This is a genomic window from uncultured Actinobacillus sp. (assembly GCF_945915845.1).
Taxonomy (GTDB): Bacteria; Pseudomonadota; Gammaproteobacteria; order Enterobacterales; family Pasteurellaceae; genus Exercitatus.
On the sequence record NZ_CAMEFX010000043.1, the window covers coordinates 1 to 16,390 of the forward strand.

At 38.4% G+C, this 16,390-nt stretch carries 21 protein-coding genes and 2 pseudogenes; 18 read left to right on the plus strand and 5 right to left on the minus strand.

Annotated elements, in window-relative coordinates; all coding sequences use genetic code 11:
• From rpsE to Q0O89_RS08755, 12 genes and pseudogenes are all read left to right on the plus strand, one after another.
• Window positions 1-177, plus strand: a pseudogene (gene rpsE / locus Q0O89_RS08700) (30S ribosomal protein S5); the annotation flags it as partial.
• Between the two features lie 6 nt (window positions 178-183).
• Complete coding sequence (rpmD, locus tag Q0O89_RS08705) at window positions 184-363, plus strand: 50S ribosomal protein L30 (RefSeq protein ID WP_005543631.1); 180 nt, start codon at window positions 184-186, stop codon at window positions 361-363.
• Window positions 364-367: 4 nt separating this feature from the next.
• Window positions 368-802 (plus strand): 50S ribosomal protein L15, encoded by a 435-nt coding sequence (gene rplO, locus Q0O89_RS08710; RefSeq protein ID WP_293731349.1) that lies wholly within the window; start codon window positions 368-370, stop codon window positions 800-802.
• Between the two features lie 7 nt (window positions 803-809).
• Window positions 810-2,135, plus strand: a complete 1,326-nt coding sequence (gene secY, locus Q0O89_RS08715; protein ID WP_135711055.1) for a preprotein translocase subunit SecY — start codon at window positions 810-812, stop codon at window positions 2,133-2,135.
• A 27-nt stretch (window positions 2,136-2,162) separates the two neighbouring features.
• Window positions 2,163-2,276: a 50S ribosomal protein L36 gene (rpmJ, locus tag Q0O89_RS08720; RefSeq protein WP_011201185.1), complete on the plus strand. Its 114-nt coding sequence runs from the start codon at window positions 2,163-2,165 to the stop codon at window positions 2,274-2,276.
• Between the two features lie 140 nt (window positions 2,277-2,416).
• On the plus strand, window positions 2,417-2,773 hold the full coding sequence (rpsM, locus tag Q0O89_RS08725; protein ID WP_135711056.1) for a 30S ribosomal protein S13: 357 nt from the start codon (window positions 2,417-2,419) through the stop codon (window positions 2,771-2,773).
• Window positions 2,774-2,788: 15 nt separating this feature from the next.
• Window positions 2,789-3,178, plus strand: coding sequence for a 30S ribosomal protein S11 (gene rpsK / locus Q0O89_RS08730; protein ID WP_012072238.1), 390 nt, complete (start codon window positions 2,789-2,791; stop codon window positions 3,176-3,178).
• 29 nt (window positions 3,179-3,207) lie between these two features.
• Window positions 3,208-3,828, plus strand: coding sequence for a 30S ribosomal protein S4 (rpsD, locus tag Q0O89_RS08735; protein ID WP_116631703.1), 621 nt, complete (start codon window positions 3,208-3,210; stop codon window positions 3,826-3,828).
• Window positions 3,829-3,860: 32 nt separating this feature from the next.
• Window positions 3,861-4,850 carry a DNA-directed RNA polymerase subunit alpha gene (gene rpoA / locus Q0O89_RS08740; protein WP_293731359.1) on the plus strand — a complete coding sequence of 330 codons (990 nt, stop codon included), beginning with the start codon at window positions 3,861-3,863 and terminating at the stop codon, window positions 4,848-4,850.
• Between the two features lie 39 nt (window positions 4,851-4,889).
• On the plus strand, window positions 4,890-5,276 hold the full coding sequence (gene rplQ / locus Q0O89_RS08745) for a 50S ribosomal protein L17 (protein WP_293731360.1): 387 nt from the start codon (window positions 4,890-4,892) through the stop codon (window positions 5,274-5,276).
• 191 nt (window positions 5,277-5,467) lie between these two features.
• Window positions 5,468-5,662, plus strand: coding sequence for a hypothetical protein (locus Q0O89_RS08750; RefSeq protein ID WP_016528526.1), 195 nt, complete (start codon window positions 5,468-5,470; stop codon window positions 5,660-5,662).
• The gene (locus tag Q0O89_RS08755; RefSeq protein WP_293731362.1) at window positions 5,649-6,143 is read left to right on the plus strand and encodes a YbjN domain-containing protein; all 495 of its coding nucleotides are present in this window, start codon (window positions 5,649-5,651) and stop codon (window positions 6,141-6,143) included. The genes Q0O89_RS08750 and Q0O89_RS08755 overlap by 14 nt, the downstream gene beginning before the upstream one ends.
• Window positions 6,144-6,378: 235 nt before the next feature.
• Here the strand turns inward: Q0O89_RS08755 and Q0O89_RS08760 are convergent.
• A pseudogene (locus Q0O89_RS08760) lies at window positions 6,379-6,675 on the minus strand (transposase); the annotation flags it as partial.
• Between the two features lie 117 nt (window positions 6,676-6,792).
• Window positions 6,793-7,785, minus strand: coding sequence for an aspartate--ammonia ligase (gene asnA / locus Q0O89_RS08765; RefSeq protein ID WP_293731363.1), 993 nt, complete (start codon window positions 7,783-7,785; stop codon window positions 6,793-6,795).
• Between the two features lie 168 nt (window positions 7,786-7,953).
• On the opposite strand from asnA, the gene asnC reads away from it, so the two are divergent.
• Window positions 7,954-8,406 carry a transcriptional regulator AsnC gene (gene asnC / locus Q0O89_RS08770; RefSeq protein WP_293731364.1) on the plus strand — a complete coding sequence of 151 codons (453 nt, stop codon included), beginning with the start codon at window positions 7,954-7,956 and terminating at the stop codon, window positions 8,404-8,406.
• Window positions 8,407-8,433: 27 nt separating this feature from the next.
• Here the strand turns inward: asnC and Q0O89_RS08775 are convergent, their stop codons facing one another.
• Both Q0O89_RS08775 and yihA read right to left on the minus strand, forming a co-directional pair.
• On the minus strand, window positions 8,434-9,966 hold the full coding sequence (locus Q0O89_RS08775; protein ID WP_293731365.1) for a YifB family Mg chelatase-like AAA ATPase: 1,533 nt from the start codon (window positions 9,964-9,966) through the stop codon (window positions 8,434-8,436).
• A 103-nt stretch (window positions 9,967-10,069) separates the two neighbouring features.
• Window positions 10,070-10,687 (minus strand): ribosome biogenesis GTP-binding protein YihA/YsxC, encoded by a 618-nt coding sequence (yihA, locus tag Q0O89_RS08780; RefSeq protein WP_293731366.1) that lies wholly within the window; start codon window positions 10,685-10,687, stop codon window positions 10,070-10,072.
• A 236-nt stretch (window positions 10,688-10,923) separates the two neighbouring features.
• Here yihA and nadR point away from each other — a divergent pair, with 236 nt between their 5' ends.
• The gene (gene nadR / locus Q0O89_RS08785) at window positions 10,924-12,198 is read left to right on the plus strand and encodes a multifunctional transcriptional regulator/nicotinamide-nucleotide adenylyltransferase/ribosylnicotinamide kinase NadR (protein WP_293731367.1); all 1,275 of its coding nucleotides are present in this window, start codon (window positions 10,924-10,926) and stop codon (window positions 12,196-12,198) included.
• 9 nt (window positions 12,199-12,207) lie between these two features.
• Window positions 12,208-12,906 carry a metallophosphoesterase gene (locus Q0O89_RS08790; protein WP_293731368.1) on the plus strand — a complete coding sequence of 233 codons (699 nt, stop codon included), beginning with the start codon at window positions 12,208-12,210 and terminating at the stop codon, window positions 12,904-12,906.
• A 282-nt stretch (window positions 12,907-13,188) separates the two neighbouring features.
• On the opposite strand, the gene tusA is transcribed toward Q0O89_RS08790, so the two are convergent.
• Window positions 13,189-13,428, minus strand: coding sequence for a sulfurtransferase TusA (gene tusA / locus Q0O89_RS08795; protein WP_293731371.1), 240 nt, complete (start codon window positions 13,426-13,428; stop codon window positions 13,189-13,191).
• A gap of 78 nt (window positions 13,429-13,506) precedes the next feature.
• On the opposite strand from tusA, the gene Q0O89_RS08800 reads away from it, so the two are divergent.
• From Q0O89_RS08800 to hemG, 3 genes are read left to right on the plus strand one after another with little or no spacing between them, the layout of a single operon-like run.
• Entirely contained in the window at window positions 13,507-14,115 is a 609-nt protein-coding gene (locus Q0O89_RS08800) for a YigZ family protein (RefSeq protein ID WP_293731372.1), read from the plus strand.
• Window positions 14,116-14,128: 13 nt separating this feature from the next.
• Window positions 14,129-15,592 (plus strand): TrkH family potassium uptake protein, encoded by a 1,464-nt coding sequence (locus Q0O89_RS08805; protein ID WP_293731369.1) that lies wholly within the window; start codon window positions 14,129-14,131, stop codon window positions 15,590-15,592.
• Window positions 15,592-16,104 carry a menaquinone-dependent protoporphyrinogen IX dehydrogenase gene (gene hemG, locus Q0O89_RS08810; protein WP_293731370.1) on the plus strand — a complete coding sequence of 171 codons (513 nt, stop codon included), beginning with the start codon at window positions 15,592-15,594 and terminating at the stop codon, window positions 16,102-16,104. The genes Q0O89_RS08805 and hemG overlap by 1 nt, the downstream gene beginning before the upstream one ends.
• Window positions 16,105-16,390 lie beyond the last annotated feature (286 nt).

Here is a 16,390-nt window from a genome sequence, read left to right on the forward strand (position 1 = left end):
GGTGCAATGCGTGCAGTATTAGAAGTTGCAGGTGTACACAACGTTCTTTCTAAAGCATACGGTTCAACTAACCCAATTAACGTTGTTCGTGCAACAATCGATGCATTAGCAAATATGAAATCACCAGAAATGGTAGCTGCGAAACGTGGCAAAACCGTTGATGAAATTTTGGGGTAATTGATAATGGCTAAAACTATTAAAGTAACACAAGTTCGTAGCTCTATCGCTCGTTTACCGAAGCATAAAGCTACTCTACGTGGTCTTGGTCTTCGCCATATGCATCATACCGTTGAGTTAATTGATACTCCAGCAGTACGTGGTATGATCAACCAAGTTTCATACATGGTTAAAGTGGAGGAGTAATAGAATGCGTTTAAATACTCTATCTCCGGCTGAAGGTGCTAAGCACAGTGCTAAGCGTTTAGGTCGTGGTATCGGTTCTGGTTTAGGTAAAACTGGTGGCCGTGGTCATAAAGGTCAGAAATCTCGTACTGGTGGTAAAGTTCGCCGCGGTTTCGAGGGTGGTCAAATGCCTTTATATCGTCGTTTACCAAAATTTGGTTTTACATCAATGAAAGCTGCTGTAACAGCAGAAGTTCGTTTGAGTGATTTAACTAAAGTTGAAGGTAACGTAGTAACTTTAGAAACCTTAAAAGCAGCTAATGTTTTAACTAAAGATATCCAATTTGCAAAAATTATTTTTGCAGGTGAAGTTAAAGGTGCAGTAGTTGTTCGTGGTTTAGGCGTGACTAAAGGTGCTAAAGCGGCTATCGAAGCTGCCGGCGGTTCAATCGAGGAATAATTAACAAATGGCTAAGCAACCAGGTTATCAAAGTCGAAGTACTCAAAGCGGTAGTAGTGAACTTAAAAGTAGATTACTTTTTGTATTAGGTGCACTGATCGTTTTCCGTATTGGTTCTTTTATTCCGGTTCCTGGTATTGATGCGGCCGTGCTAGCTCAATCGCTAGAACAGCAAAAAGGCACCATCATAGATATGTTAAACATGTTTTCTGGTGGTGCATTAAGCCGAGCATCTATTTTTGCATTAGGTATTATGCCGTATATTTCGGCATCGATTATTATTCAATTACTTGCGACAGTTTATCCAGCATTAGCTGAGTTAAAAAAAGAAGGTGAGTCAGGTCGCCGTAAAATGAGTAAATATACTCGTTATACAACATTGGCTTTGGCGACACTACAAGCAATTGGTATCGCAACAGGTTTACCTAGCATGATACCTGGACTTGTACCTAATATAGGTTTTGCTTTCTACTTCACAGCTGTGATCAGTTTGGTTACTGGAACCATGTTCTTAATGTGGTTGGGTGAACAAATTACTGAACGTGGTATTGGAAATGGTATTTCGATCATTATCTTTGCAGGGATTGTTGCAGGTTTACCTGCTGCTATTGGACATACGATTGAGCAAGCTCGTCAAGGGCAGATGCACCCATTAGTTCTTTTATTGATTGCCGTAATTGTATTCGCAGTACTTTATTTTGTTGTTTACGTAGAACGTGGACAACGCCGTATTAAAGTCGAATATGCTAAACGTCAACAAGGTCGTCAAATTTTAGGTGGACATTCAACTCATTTACCATTAAAAGTGAATATGTCAGGTGTAATGCCAGCAATTTTTGCTTCAAGCATTATTTTATTTCCTGCAACAATCAGTTCATGGTTTGGTGAGAGTGCTAGTTTTGAATGGTTAACTAATTTTGCGATGATGTTGCAGCCAGGCCAGCCGATTTATTTAATCGTGTATGCCGCTGCAATCATGTTCTTTAGTTTCTTCTATGCTGCAATGCAATTTAATCCACGTGATACAGCCGATAATTTGAAAAAATCTGGCGCATTCATACCAGGAATTAGACCAGGTGAACAAACATCACGTTATATTGATAAAATTATGGCTCGCTTAACATTAATTGGCGGTCTATATGTTGTATTCGTATGTTTGGTTCCTTACATTATGATGTCAGCTTGGAATGTACAATTTTATTTTGGTGGTACATCTTTGCTCATTATCGTAATGGTAATTATGGATTTCATCGCACAGGTTCAGAGTCACTTAATGTCGACAAAATATGAATCTGCTTTGAAAAGAGCAAACCTTAAAGGTTTTGGACAGTAATTGTCCTTTAGATAATAGGGATAAGCAATGAAAGTTCGTGCTTCCGTAAAGAAAATTTGTCGTAACTGTAAAATTGTAAAACGTGAAGGTGTTGTACGTGTATTGTGCAGCGATCCTAAACATAAACAACGTCAAGGTTAATAGATAATATTTTCTTGCAAAGAACAGGCTGAGCATATATAATGCTCAGCTCATTTACATCCTTGACATACTGTTTGAGTATCCTGAAAACGGGCTTTTCAAGATCAGTATGTCAAATTAATTAACAATAGGAGTGCATAGTGGCCCGTATTGCAGGCATTAACATTCCTGATCACAAACACACTGTAATCGCTTTAACAGCAATTTACGGTATCGGCAAAACTCGCGCACAAGCTATTTGTGCTGCAACAGGTATTGCTGAAAGCGTTAAGATCAGCGAATTGTCTGAAGAGCAGATTGAAAAACTGCGTGACGAAGTTGGTAAATTTACCGTTGAAGGTGATTTACGTCGTGAAGTAACACTTAACATCAAGCGTCTTTTAGATCTTGGTTGTTACCGTGGTCTACGTCATCGTCGTAGTTTACCGGTACGTGGTCAACGTACTAAAACTAACGCGCGTACCCGTAAGGGTCCTCGTAAACCGATCAAAAAATAGTCGGGGTAAATATTAATGGCTAAAACACCAGTTCGTGCACGTAAACGTGTAAAAAAACAAGTTGTAGATGGCGTAGCGCATATTCACGCGTCTTTCAACAATACAATCGTGACTATTACTGACCGTCAAGGTAATGCTCTTGCGTGGGCAACTGCAGGTGGTTCAGGTTTCCGCGGTTCTCGTAAATCGACTCCATTTGCTGCACAAGTAGCTGCAGAGCGCTGTGCTGAAATGGTTAAAGAGTTCGGTTTAAAGAACTTGGAAGTTATGGTTAAAGGTCCGGGTCCAGGTCGTGAATCAACAATTCGTGCATTAAATGCAGCGGGTTTCCGTATCACGAATATTACTGACGTGACTCCGATTCCACATAACGGTTGTCGTCCACCGAAAAAACGTCGCGTTTAATCAGACGTTAGGATTATTGGAGAAAGAAAATGGCAAGATATTTGGGTCCAAAACTCAAGCTAAGCCGTCGTGAAGGCACTGATTTATTCCTTAAATCAGGCGTGCGTGCTATCGATTCTAAATGTAAAATTGATACAGCACCAGGTCAACACGGTGCTCGCAAACCGCGTTTATCTGACTACGGTAGTCAGTTACGTGAAAAACAAAAAGTTCGCCGTATCTACGGTATTTTAGAACGTCAATTCCGCAACTATTACAAAGAAGCGAACCGTTTAAAAGGTAACACAGGTGAAAACTTATTAGTGTTACTTGAAGGTCGTTTAGATAACGTTGTATATCGTATGGGATTTGCTGCGACTCGTGCAGAAGCTCGCCAATTAGTGAGCCACAAAGCGATCGTTGTAAATGGTCGTGTTGTTAATATCCCATCTTTCCAAGTTTCAGTTGATGATGTGATCGCTGTGCGTGAAAAATCTAAAAAACAAGCACGTATCAAAGCATCATTGGAATTAGCAGAACAAAAAGAAAAACCAACTTGGTTAGAAGTTGATGCTGCTAAAATGGAAGGTGTGTTCAAACGTGTTCCTGAACGTTCTGACTTATCAGCAGACATTAACGAACATCTGATCGTTGAGCTTTATTCTAAATAATAGTTAAAGCTTAGAAGCAAAGAGAGGATAAAATGCAGGGTTCTGTTACAGAATTTTTAAAGCCACACTTAGTTGATATTGAACAAATTAGTTCAACTCATGCTAAAGTGATCTTAGAACCGTTAGAGCGTGGTTTTGGCCATACTCTAGGAAATGCATTACGTCGTATTCTTCTATCTTCAATGCCAGGTTGTGCTGTAACTGAAGTGGAAATTGAAGGCGTATTGCATGAGTATAGTAGTAAAGAAGGTGTTCAAGAAGATATCCTTGAAGTGCTCTTAAACTTAAAAGGCCTAGCGGTAAAAGTTCAGAATAAAGACGATGTCTTTCTGACACTAAACAAATCTGGAATTGGCCCTGTTGTTGCAGCAGACATCACTCATGATGGTGATGTTGAAATCGTGAATCCTGAACACGTGATTTGCCACTTAACAGATGAAAATGCATCAATTAATATGCGTATTCGTGTTCAACGTGGTCGTGGTTATGTGCCGGCATCAGCTCGCGTACATACACAGGATGAAGAGCGTCCAATTGGTCGTCTATTAGTAGATGCTTGTTATAGCCCAGTAGATCGTATTGCTTATAATGTAGAAGCAGCACGTGTTGAACAGCGTACTGACTTAGACAAATTAGTTATTGAGTTAGAAACAAATGGCACTATTGATCCAGAAGAAGCAATTCGCCGTGCAGCAACAATTTTAGCAGAACAGCTTGATGCATTCGTTGATTTGCGTGATGTTCGTCAACCAGAAGTTAAGGAAGAGAAACCGGAATTTGATCCGATTTTACTCCGTCCTGTTGATGACTTAGAGTTGACAGTTCGTTCTGCTAACTGTTTGAAAGCAGAAACAATTCATTATATCGGTGATTTGGTACAGCGTACTGAAGTTGAGTTATTAAAAACACCTAACCTTGGTAAGAAATCTCTTACTGAAATTAAGGATGTGCTTGCTTCGCGCGGTCTATCATTAGGTATGCGCCTTGATAATTGGCCACCAGCAAGTATTGCTGATGAATAGTGGTCATTAGGTTAAGATTTTTCTGAGAAGGATAAGATCATGCGCCATCGTAAGAGTGGTCGTCAACTAAACCGTAATAGCAGTCATCGTCAAGCGATGTTCCGTAATATGGCAAGTTCTTTAATTAGTCATGAAATCATCAAGACTACATTGCCAAAAGCGAAAGAATTACGTCGAGTAGTTGAACCGTTAATTACATTAGCAAAAACTGATAGCGTAGCTAACCGTCGTTTAGCATTCGCTCGTACTCGCAACATTGAAACTGTTGCTAAATTATTCAATGAATTAGGTCCACGTTTTGCTCAACGTGCAGGTGGTTACACCCGTATCTTAAAATGTGGTTTCCGTGCAGGTGACAACGCGCCAATGGCTTACATTGAGCTAGTTGATCGTCCTGAAGTTGCAGCTGAACAAGCAGCAGAATAATTTTACATTGACTTAAAAAGCCCGATAGATTTATCGGGCTTTTGTTTTTCAAAATTCTTCTCATATCTCACCGTTTGTCACCATTTTTTATCAAAATTTTAAATAATGCTAGCATTATTTAGTTCATTACTTGCGTAATGAACTAAAATCATCTCTGCCAAAACATTTAGCATTACTATGAAGGTATATTTATGATTAAAGAACAGATGAAAAACGGTATGTTTGCTTATAAAGGGTTAAGTGGAACTTACTACCAGTATGATTTAAGCAATCCTGTTGATAAGCAGCTTTACGAAACAGATATTGCCGCTCAAACAAGGGATAAACTTTCTCTCAATCTCTATCGTCAGTTAGAAAATGGTGGAGGTGTCTATGAAAATTTGTAAATATCTCAAAATGCCCACTTATTTTTTATCACTGTTTTTCACAATGTTGATTACTATTACGGTTGTTTCTACAACAGCTTATGCAGAAACCAAAATGGTGGAAGTTTATACCAAGTTTTCTGATCAACAATTGATTGATATTGCGAAGAAAAGATATCCAATAGTTGAGTTGGATGGACAAGGAAAGATCAGAATTACCAATGAGTTGGGGCAAAAAGTAGTGATTTTTAATCATAGTGACACTGGCTATTTATCATTTAAAATGTCTTGGGGTGCTAATAATAATATTTCATTGAAAAGCGTCAATAAATGGAATACGACAAAAAGATTTCTCACTGCTTATATTGATGCAGTTGGTAATCTTATTTTACACGATGATCTAGATATAGAGGAGGGTATTAGTAAGGCTGATTTATTGAATGTTTTATCTAGAACCTTTATGGAGGGTTATCTATTTTCGTCTGACATGCCAAAGGAATAGTAAACACTTTTTTATACATAAGCTCGAGTAAATACTTGAGCTTGTGTTTTATGAGCGGTCAGAATAATTTAACATTTGCAGACCTTATCCCAAATTATGTGTAAATACCCATTTCAACTTAACGGTGATCGTCTAGGCGATCACCAAAATCAATCATAAATCGATTCATCACCAGTTTCCGGTTCTGAATGGGTTTAGGTAATAAACCGTTTATACCTTGTTTATCGAAGGCTTACAACCATTGGCTAATAATACTGTAGTTTGGAATACCGAAATATAATGCAGCAAATCTTATCGAAAATTGCCCATGTTTAACCGTTTGTATTACAGATAACTTGAACTCGGGTGAGTACATTTGTTTGTTGTGACAAACTGCTAACTCATTGATACCATTTTGATTATACTGATTAATCCAATGTCTTAATGTGGCTTCATTAAGCTGAAAATGATGACGAGTTAATGACTGATTTTTACCGTTTTGAAGATAAAATTCGATAACATTTTGCTTGAAAGATGGATTGTATTTAGTCATAAAAAATCTGCACCTTAATCAGTTGATTGTTTAGTCCAACTTTTGGGGTGCAGATCATTTAGCGAGTGGTTTAATTAAACTGGAAATTTAAATTATCGCTATTCATAGATGTTTGACTTATAAGATATTTTGATATCCTTCCATTACTGCTTTAGGCCATACACTGGATTGTACTTCACCGATATGATGTTTTTGTAGTAATAACATTGCTAAACGTGATTGACCAATGCCCCCACCGATAGATAACGGCATGCGGCCATTAATTAAATCTTGGTGCCAGTCAAATTTCAAGCGATCTTCATCATTGGTTAATGCTAGCTGTTTACGAAGTGCGGTTTCATCTACGCGAATCCCCATAGAAGAAAGTTCAAACGCACGGTTTAATACAGGGTTCCACACTAAAATATCACCGTTTAAGCCTTTGTAATCGCCTTCAGATACGGTTGTCCAGTCGTCATAGTCTGGTGCTCGAACATCATGTGGTTTACCATCAGATAGCGCGCCTCCAATACCAATTAGGAATACTGCGCCATGTTCTTTACAAATTTCATTTTCACGTTCTTTATCACTCATGCCAGGGAAGCGTTTAACTAAGTCTTCACTATGCACAAATGTGATTTCTTCAGGTAAGAATTTGGATAAACCAAATTTTTGGCTTACTGCATCCTCTGTTTCACGAATTGCCGCATAAATAGAGCGTACAGTTTCTTTTAAGTAATCAAGGTTACGGCGGCCCTCAGGAATCACTTTTTCCCAGTCCCATTGATCGACATACACAGAGTGGGTTTGATCAAGACTGTCTTCATCTGGGCGTAACGCTTTCATATGAACAAATAACCCCTCACCTTCAGCAAAACCAAAACGCGCTAATGTATGACGTTTCCATTTTGCTAAGGAATGAACCACTTCAAAAGTGGCCCCTTCGATCATTTTAACGTTTACTTGTACTGCTTTTTCTTTACCTGATAAGTTATCTTGGATACCGTTGCCTACTTGACTTAAAATGGGACCTTGTACTTCGACTAAACCTAAATGCTCGGCTAATTTTTCTGTAAATGTGTTTTTAGCGAAACTAATTTCTTGTTGTTGTAAAATAAATGACTTCTTCATAATTTAAACCTTATTTTTTCTTTGTAATGCGTTTCATTGAACGCTTGTTGCATATTATTTAATATGTTCAATGTAAAATTCAACACTTTTTATTAAAAAAAGGATATAATAAATGTATTCGATAAAAAATAGTGTGTTTTTTTAGAGGAAATCTAAAAGGAGTGTCTTATGTACGCAATAGATAACTTAGATCAACAAATTTTACGAGTATTAACACGTGATGCTCGTACGCCTTATGCTGAAATGGCAAAAAATTTTGGTGTAAGCCCCGGTACTATTCATGTTCGTGTGGAAAAAATGCGTCAAGCAGGCATTATTGAAGGAACCAAAGTGCGTATTGACGAACGTAAGTTGGGTTATGATGTTTGCTGTTTTATTGGTATTATTCTTAAAAGCGCAAAAGATTATGATAAAGTTATCAAACAATTAGAGGCATTTGATGAAGTGGTAGAAGCTTATTATACAACGGGCAACTATTCTATTTTTATAAAAGTGATGACACATACTATCGCGGAATTGCATCAAGTTTTAGCGACAAAAATTCAATTAATTGATGAGATTCAATCAACTGAAACGCTTATTTCGATGCAAAACCCAATTTTACGTGACATTAAGCCTTAAGATCTTTTATTGAAAGATAAACCGAGCTTAATTATCTCCATGAAGTTTCATTAACAGCCGATCCATTGCGCGATAGCCTAATGCTTCGGCTAAATGAGCTTTACTAATAGTAGATTCATTATTTAAGTCAGCAATGGTTCGTGCAACTTTTAAAATTCGATGATAAGCACGTACAGATAATCCTAATTTTGTTAGGGCATTTTCTAAAAAAATAGCGTCAACTTGTTGAAGTGGACAAAATTTTTCGATTTCTTTACTTGAAAGATGTGAATTCACTTTCCCTTGTCGGTTTAACTGCAATTCTCGAACTTTTAATATTTTTGACCGCACTTGCGCACTCGTTTCCCCTCGTTCTTCGTGACCTTGTAAAGCCCCCTGCGGTAGTAAAGGGACTTCAATGGATAAATCAAAGCGATCGAGAAAGGGGCCTGAAAGACGGTTGAGATAACGGATAATTTGTTGTGGCGATGTCCTATTATGTGTGCCTTGATAGTTTCCTGTTGGGCTTGGATTCATGGCGGCAATGAGTTGAAAGCGTGCGGGAAATTGGATTTTTGCTGTTGCACGTGAAATGATGATTTCGCCACTCTCAAGAGGTTGACGCAAGGCATCTAATACCTTTCGTTCAAATTCAGGAAGCTCATCCAGAAAAAGCACACCATTATGTGCCAAGGAAATTTCACCAGGTCGTGGAATAGAACCGCCTCCCACAAGTGCCGGTAAGGATGCACTATGATGTGGTGCGCGAAATGGGCGTTGTTTCCAATTAGAAAAATTCAATTCATTTTGTACTAAACTGGCAACTGATGCTGTTTCAATGGCTTCTTGGTCCGTCATTTCAGGCAAGAGATCTGTTAAACGACTAGCCAGCATAGTTTTTCCTGTTCCGGGAGGACCAAGAAAGAGTAAATTATGTTGTCCGGCAGCGGCGATAGTTAATGCACGTTTAGCATGTTGTTGTCCAATGATATCGGTAAGATCTTTTTTATTTTCTTGTGAAAAATTCACCGCACTTTGCGTTGCCAGCTGACTTGCACAAGGTAAATTTTCTTGATTATTCAAGAAATTAACTACCTCAAGCAATGTATTGGCATAATAGGTTTCTTGTTCAGAAATTAAGGATGCCTCATTGGCATTTTGCGTAGCAATGATCATTTGGCGTTTTACTTCTTTTGCAGCCAAAATAGCTGGAATTACGCCCTGGACTCCACGTAAATTCCCTGTCAGTGCAAGTTCGCCTAGAAACTCAAATTGGCGCAAATGTTTAGCTTCAATTTGTCCTGAAGCAGCAAGAATACCTAGAGCAATGGGCAAATCAAAACGTCCACCTTCTTTGGGTAAATCCGCGGGTGCGAGGTTTACTGTAATACGTTTAGCAGGATATTTGAATTGGGCGTTAAGCAATGCACTACGTACCCGATCCTGTGCTTCTTTAACAGTTTTCTCGGGCAGCCCTACGAGGACAAATGCAGGTTTACCGTTGCTAATATGTACTTCAATGGTGACCAGTGGGGCTTGAACCCCCATAGATGCGCGACTATAAACAATAGCAAGGGACATATAAAATTCTCCAGAACAAAATTTTGGAGAACTATAGAGAAGACGTGATCTGATTTAAATATGAGAAACTCAATTTTGGAATACAGATCACAAATTTAATTGATTACTCGGTAATATTTGGTGCGAACCAACTGTTTAACTTGGCGGCTAAACGATCTACCCCTAATTTACTTAAGGCAGAAAGCGGTTCAACTTGAATATCACCTTGGAATGGTAAAATGGCTTCACGTACCATTTTTACTGTTTTACTTCGCACACTTTGGCTAAGTTTATCCGCCTTTGTGAGTGCTAAATAGATCGGTAAATTAGCTGACACAGCCCATTCAATCATTTGTTGGTCAAGATCTTTTAAAGGATGGCGAATATCCATCAAAATGACTACGCCACGTAAGCATTCACGTTTCTGTAAATATTCCCCAAGGGATTTTTGCCATTGCAGTTTCATTTGTTCAGGAACGGCAGCATAACCATATCCTGGCAAATCCACTAATTTACATTGTGGCTCTACTTCAAATAAGTTGATTAACTGGGTGCGCCCAGGGGTTTTTGAGGTACGAGCTAAGTTTTTTTGATTGGTTAATACATTGAGTGCAGTAGATTTGCCTGCATTAGAACGTCCTGCGAAGGCAATTTCAATACCAGTATCTTCAGGGAGCTGTTTAATATTGGCTGCACTCGTTAAAAAATGGGTTTTGTGATAATTTAGTTTAAATTCAGTCATCATTTCTATTATAATAAGAAGTAAAAAGTGCGGTAGATTGTACCGCACTTTGTTATTTTTCGCTTGCTGGATAGTATACTCTAAAACTAACAAACCAAAAAACGTTTTTATTTCGAGGAAATATTGCATACAATAGACAAAAATCCGTGATTAATCCCTACGCTTTTTCTCAAAATATTGTATTTTATGCTACAAAATGGCTATAGAAAAGTGTGGTCAATTTAGAAGGATGTGGCATGACAACCGATTTCTCTTATTTACAACAAAAACGTAAACAATTGAATTTAAAAGTGAATACAGTTTGTGAGCAAGCTAATATTACCCGCGCTTATTTTAACCAACTTGTCAGTGGGAAAATTAAAAACCCGAGTGCAGCAAAATTGACTGCTCTGCATAAAGTGTTGCAGATTGTAGAGCAACAAGACAAGCGAATTGGGGTGATTTTTGGTAAATTTTACCCTGTTCACACAGGGCATATTAATATGATTTACGAAGCGTTTAGTAAAGTAGATGAATTACATGTAGTTGTTTGTACAGATACCGAACGCGACTTGAAATTATTCCAAGAAAGTAAAATGAAGCGGATGCCAACCAATCAAGATCGTTTGCGTTGGATGCAGCAGATTTTTAAATATCAGAAAGATCAAATCTTTATTCATCATTTAGTGGAAGACGGTATTCCGAGTTATCCGAATGGCTGGGAAGGCTGGTCGAGTGCGGTGAAAAATCTACTTGTTTCAAAAAATGTTAATCCAAGCATTGTGTTTAGTAGTGAAGTACAAGATAAGGAACCTTATGAAAAATATCTTGGGTTAGAAGTGGTATTGGTTGATCCGCAACGAGAATTCTTTAACGTTTCTGCCACGAAAATTCGTACTAATCCATTCCATTATTGGAAATTTATTCCGAAAGAAGTCCGTCCATTTTTTGCGAAAACGATTGCTATTTTGGGTGGAGAAAGTAGTGGTAAGTCTGTCTTGGTGAACAAGTTAGCAACGGTATTTAATACTACATCTGCGTGGGAATATGGGCGTGAATTTGTGTTTGAGCAGCTAGGGGGGGATGAACAAGCAATGCAATATTCTGATTATCCTCAAATGGCATTAGGCCATCAAAAGTATGTGGATTATGCCGTACGCCATGCACACAAAGTCGCATTTATTGACACGGATTACATTACAACACAGGCGTTTTGCATTCAGTATGAGGGTAAGTCTCATCCATTTTTGGATTCAATGATCAAAGAATATCCTTTTGATGTGACGATTTTGCTTAATAATAATACAAAATGGGTTAATGATGGTTTACGAAGCCTGGGCTCTGCGCGTCAACGTCAGCGTTTCCAGCAGTTGCTTAAGAAATTGCTTGATAAATATAATGTGCCTTATATCGAAATTACCTCACCAAGTTATTTAGAACGTTATAACCAAGCGAAAGAAATAGTTGAGAAGATTCTCAATGATGAAGAAATTTTAGATTTAGCGCATGATAATATCCAGGCTACCAAATAGGAGCAAACAATGATTTTATTTGCCGGCGATCCGCATGGTTATTATGAACATTTGTATCCCTTTGTTCAGCATCAAGACAATGTTGCAGTGGTTATTTTAGGTGACTTACAATTAACCCATGTGGATGAGCTTGAACGCTTGGCGAAACATTGTGATCTTTGGTTTATTCATGGCAATCACGACAGCAAAACTGTCGCTGCTTTCGAATGTTTGTGGGGGACGGAATGGAAATCTCGTAATTTACATGGACGCGTTGTGGATATTCAAGGAAAACGTATTGCCGGGCTTGGTGGTGTGTTTCGTGGGCAAATTTGGATGCCCCCAAAAAAGCCATTATTTTTTGATCCTATCCATTATTGTCAATATTGCCCCCCTGAAAAACTATGGCGAGGTGGCATTCCGTTGCGGCACCGCACATCTATTTTTCCATCTGATATTGAAACATTACAAACACAACATGCAGATATTCTTGTTAGTCATGAGGCACCATTCCCCCATCCAACAGGTTTTGCGGTGCTTAATGAACTAGCTAATGCCATGGGCGTAAAACAGTTTTATCATGGTCATCACCATGAAAATTTTGATTATTCTGCAATGAATCATTATGCATTCCAAATTATCAATGTTGGATTTCGTAGTGTGGCAACTGAAGATGGCGAATATTTGTTGAAAGGCATTGATGACAGAGATAAGTTGCAGAGAGATTAGGGTCTGTTTATCTTTCAATAAAAGGCTGCGGCGGAGCTTATTTTTTGCCTTGATTGGGCAAAAAAGAAGCCCGCCCCTTCGGGTTGTGCCTAAAAAAGCCATCGTCGTTGTTGTAAAACTTGTAAATAGTCCTGCTATTAACTGCGTTTTACGCCTAGCCGATGGCTTTTTTAGGCGACAACGCAACTTTTTATTGAAAGATAAACAGACCCTAAAATGCCGTCTAATGTTAGATGGCATTTTGATGAGTCAAAATACACTAAATTTTAACCACACTTTGGATTACAACCCTTTTTTCACCCAATATTGATATGGGGACTGTTCTGTTTCTGCTTTGAGCAATTGATGTTCCATAAATTCACAAAATCCTGGGATATCGCGTGTTGTGGCAGGATCATCGGCAATGATTAGTAGGACTTCACCATTATTCATATGACGTATTTGTTTTCTAATCAGCATAATAGGTTCCGGGCAGCGTAAACCTAAGGTATTGAGTTGTTGGTGGACGGTGATGGTGTTAATTTCTGTATTGTTCATGAGGTACTTCAACTTTTTTTTGAATAGGGCGTATAATAACGCTCTCATTGAAATGGGTCAAAGATTATGGAATATCCAATTCCGCAAAGTGCGGTTGTTTTTGAAGAAGAAATTAAGAAAAGCCGTTTTATTACCTATTTAAGACATACTGATGGTTTAGCACAAGCTAAGGTATTTTGGCAGGAAATTAAGCAAATGCATCCGGATGCACGTCATCATTGTTGGGCGGCGGTTGCAGCGCAGCCGAATAATTCACAAGAACTTGGTTTCTCTGATGATGGTGAACCCGCGGGCACAGCAGGAAAACCCATGCTCAGCGCATTGTTAGGAAGTGGGGTGGGGGAGATTAGTGCGGTTGTTGTGCGTTATTATGGTGGCATTTTACTGGGTACAGGCGGGCTTGTTCGTGCTTATGGCAATGGTGTTCAACAAGCATTAAAATTATTGACAACAACGCTGAAGGTGGAACGAAAGCCTTATGAAGTGCGGTGTGATTATGGGCAGATTAATTGGCTGCAATTATTATGCGAGCAATATGATATCCCCATCCAAGAGCAAGATTTTCAGGCTGACGTACGATTTGTATTAGGCATTAGTGATGATAAATTGGCGATTTTTCAACAAGAATTAACTGAGCGTTCAGCTGGCCAATTAGCTGTAATCGCTTTATAGAAGAGAGAATATTGTGCATTTTTTAGCAATTATTCGTATTGTAGGCATTTTGATTATGTGCTTTTCTGTCACAATGTTATTACCGGCTTTTGTAGCATTGGTGTATGGCGATGGTGGTGGTAAAGCTTTTTTCCAGTCTTTTGTCTTGAGCTTAGTCATGGGGGCCGTGTTATGGTGGAGTTGTCATTCCCATAAAGAAGAACTTCGTTCACGTGAAGGTTTTTTGATTGTGGTTGCCTTTTGGGCAGTGTTAGGCAGTCTTGCTGCGATGCCTTTTATGTTATTTGAATATCCTGATTTAACACTTGCTTCTGCATTTTTTGAGGCTTTTTCGGGGTTAACAACTACGGGGGCGACAACTATTGTTGGGTTAGACAATTTACCCAAAGCCATTTTATTTTATCGTCAATTTTTACAATGGTTAGGGGGGATGGGGATTATTGTCTTGGCGATTGCCATTATTCCTCTTTTAGGTATTGGTGGTATGCAGCTGTATCGTGCTGAAATGTCGGGGCCGATGAAAGATCAAAAAATGCGACCTCGTATCGCAGAAACAGCGAAAACCTTGTGGTTTATTTACGCCTCACTAACGATACTTTGTGCATTAGCTTATTATTGGGCGGGAATGTCTGCATTTGATGCGATAAGTCATAGCTTTTCTACGGTCTCTATCGGTGGTTTTTCTACACATGATGCCAGTATAGGTTATTTTAATAATAGTGCGGTTAATATGATTACGGTCGTCTTCTTATTAATCTCAGCGTGTAACTTTGCACTTCATTTTCGTGCTTTTTCAAATTTAAAAGAGGGTAACCTTTTCCGAATCTATAGCCAAGATCCTGAGTTCCGTTTTTTTATTGCAATTCAATTGTTTTTAATGTTGTTGTGTGCAATGGTTTTGGTTAGTCATCAATATTTTGGAAATAGTTGGATTGATATTGAGCAAGCTGTATTTCAAGCTGTCTCTATTTCAACAACAACAGGCTATACTACCTCTGATTTTTCTCAATGGCCTTCTTTTGCGCCAATGTTGTTAATTATCGCTTCATTTATTGGGGGATGCGCCGGTTCTGTTGGCGGAGGATTGCGCGTAGCTCGAGTGCTTGTGCTTTATTTGCAAGGCTTACGCGAATTGAAATTATTTATTCATTCAAATTTGGTGCATCCCATAAAATGGGGGAAGCAGGTGTTGGATAATCGAATTATTGGTAGTATTTGGGCATTCTTCTCGGCTTATGCCTTATTATTTGTGATTTTTCTCTTGGTCGTGATTAGTTGTGGTGTCGAGCCATTTGATGCATTTAATGCGGTATTGGCTTGCATGAATAATCTCGGTCCTGGTCTGGGAAATGTGAGTAGTAATTTTGCTAGTATTCCTGATAGTGCAAAATGGGTACTAAGTTTTGCGATGATGTGTGGGCGATTGGAAATTTTTACGTTATTAGTATTATTTAGTCCAACTTTTTGGAAGTCATAATGAAAACACTTGTCTTGTATTTAAGCCATGATGGGCAAACAAAGAAGATTGCGGAATGTATTGCGAAACGATTTGAATGCTGTGAGTTGCATTCTATTTTAGAGCCCGGGATAGATTTGACTAAATTTGATCGCATCGTGATTGGTGCCTCTATTCGTTATGGGCATTTTAACAAAGCACTTTATAAATTTATTGAAAATCAAACCGCACTTTTAAATGAAAAAACAACTGCTTTTTTTGGTGTGAATCTGACAGCAAGGAAACAAGGCAAAGATACACCGGAAACAAATGCTTATGTAAGAAAGTTTTTGCAACGAATACAATGGAAACCGACAGTGTCAGCCGTATTCGCAGGAGCATTGTTATATCCAAGGTATAATTGGTTCGATCGGGTCATGATTCAATTCATCATGAAGATAACAGGTGGGGAAACGGATCCGACAACAGAAATTGAATATACAAATTGGGATAAGGTCGCTGAATTTGCGGATATCTTGAATAAGATGAATTAATATTCAAAAATTGACACTATTTTCGACATTTTATGCGGGATCGTTCAATAAAAAAAGCAGTCAACGTGTTTTTTTGAAAAAAGATCTTGATGTGAGATCAAAAATATCTATAATGCGCATCCGCAACAGCAAGTTGTGTGTGAGAAAATTAATTCAAAAAAAAGATTAAATAATTCTTGACACTGATGTCGGTGATTTTATATCATAAGCATCCTTGCTTAAAGCAAATGTTCTTTAACAATTTATCAGACAATCTGTGTGGGCACTTGTGAGAATTCGTTTTGAA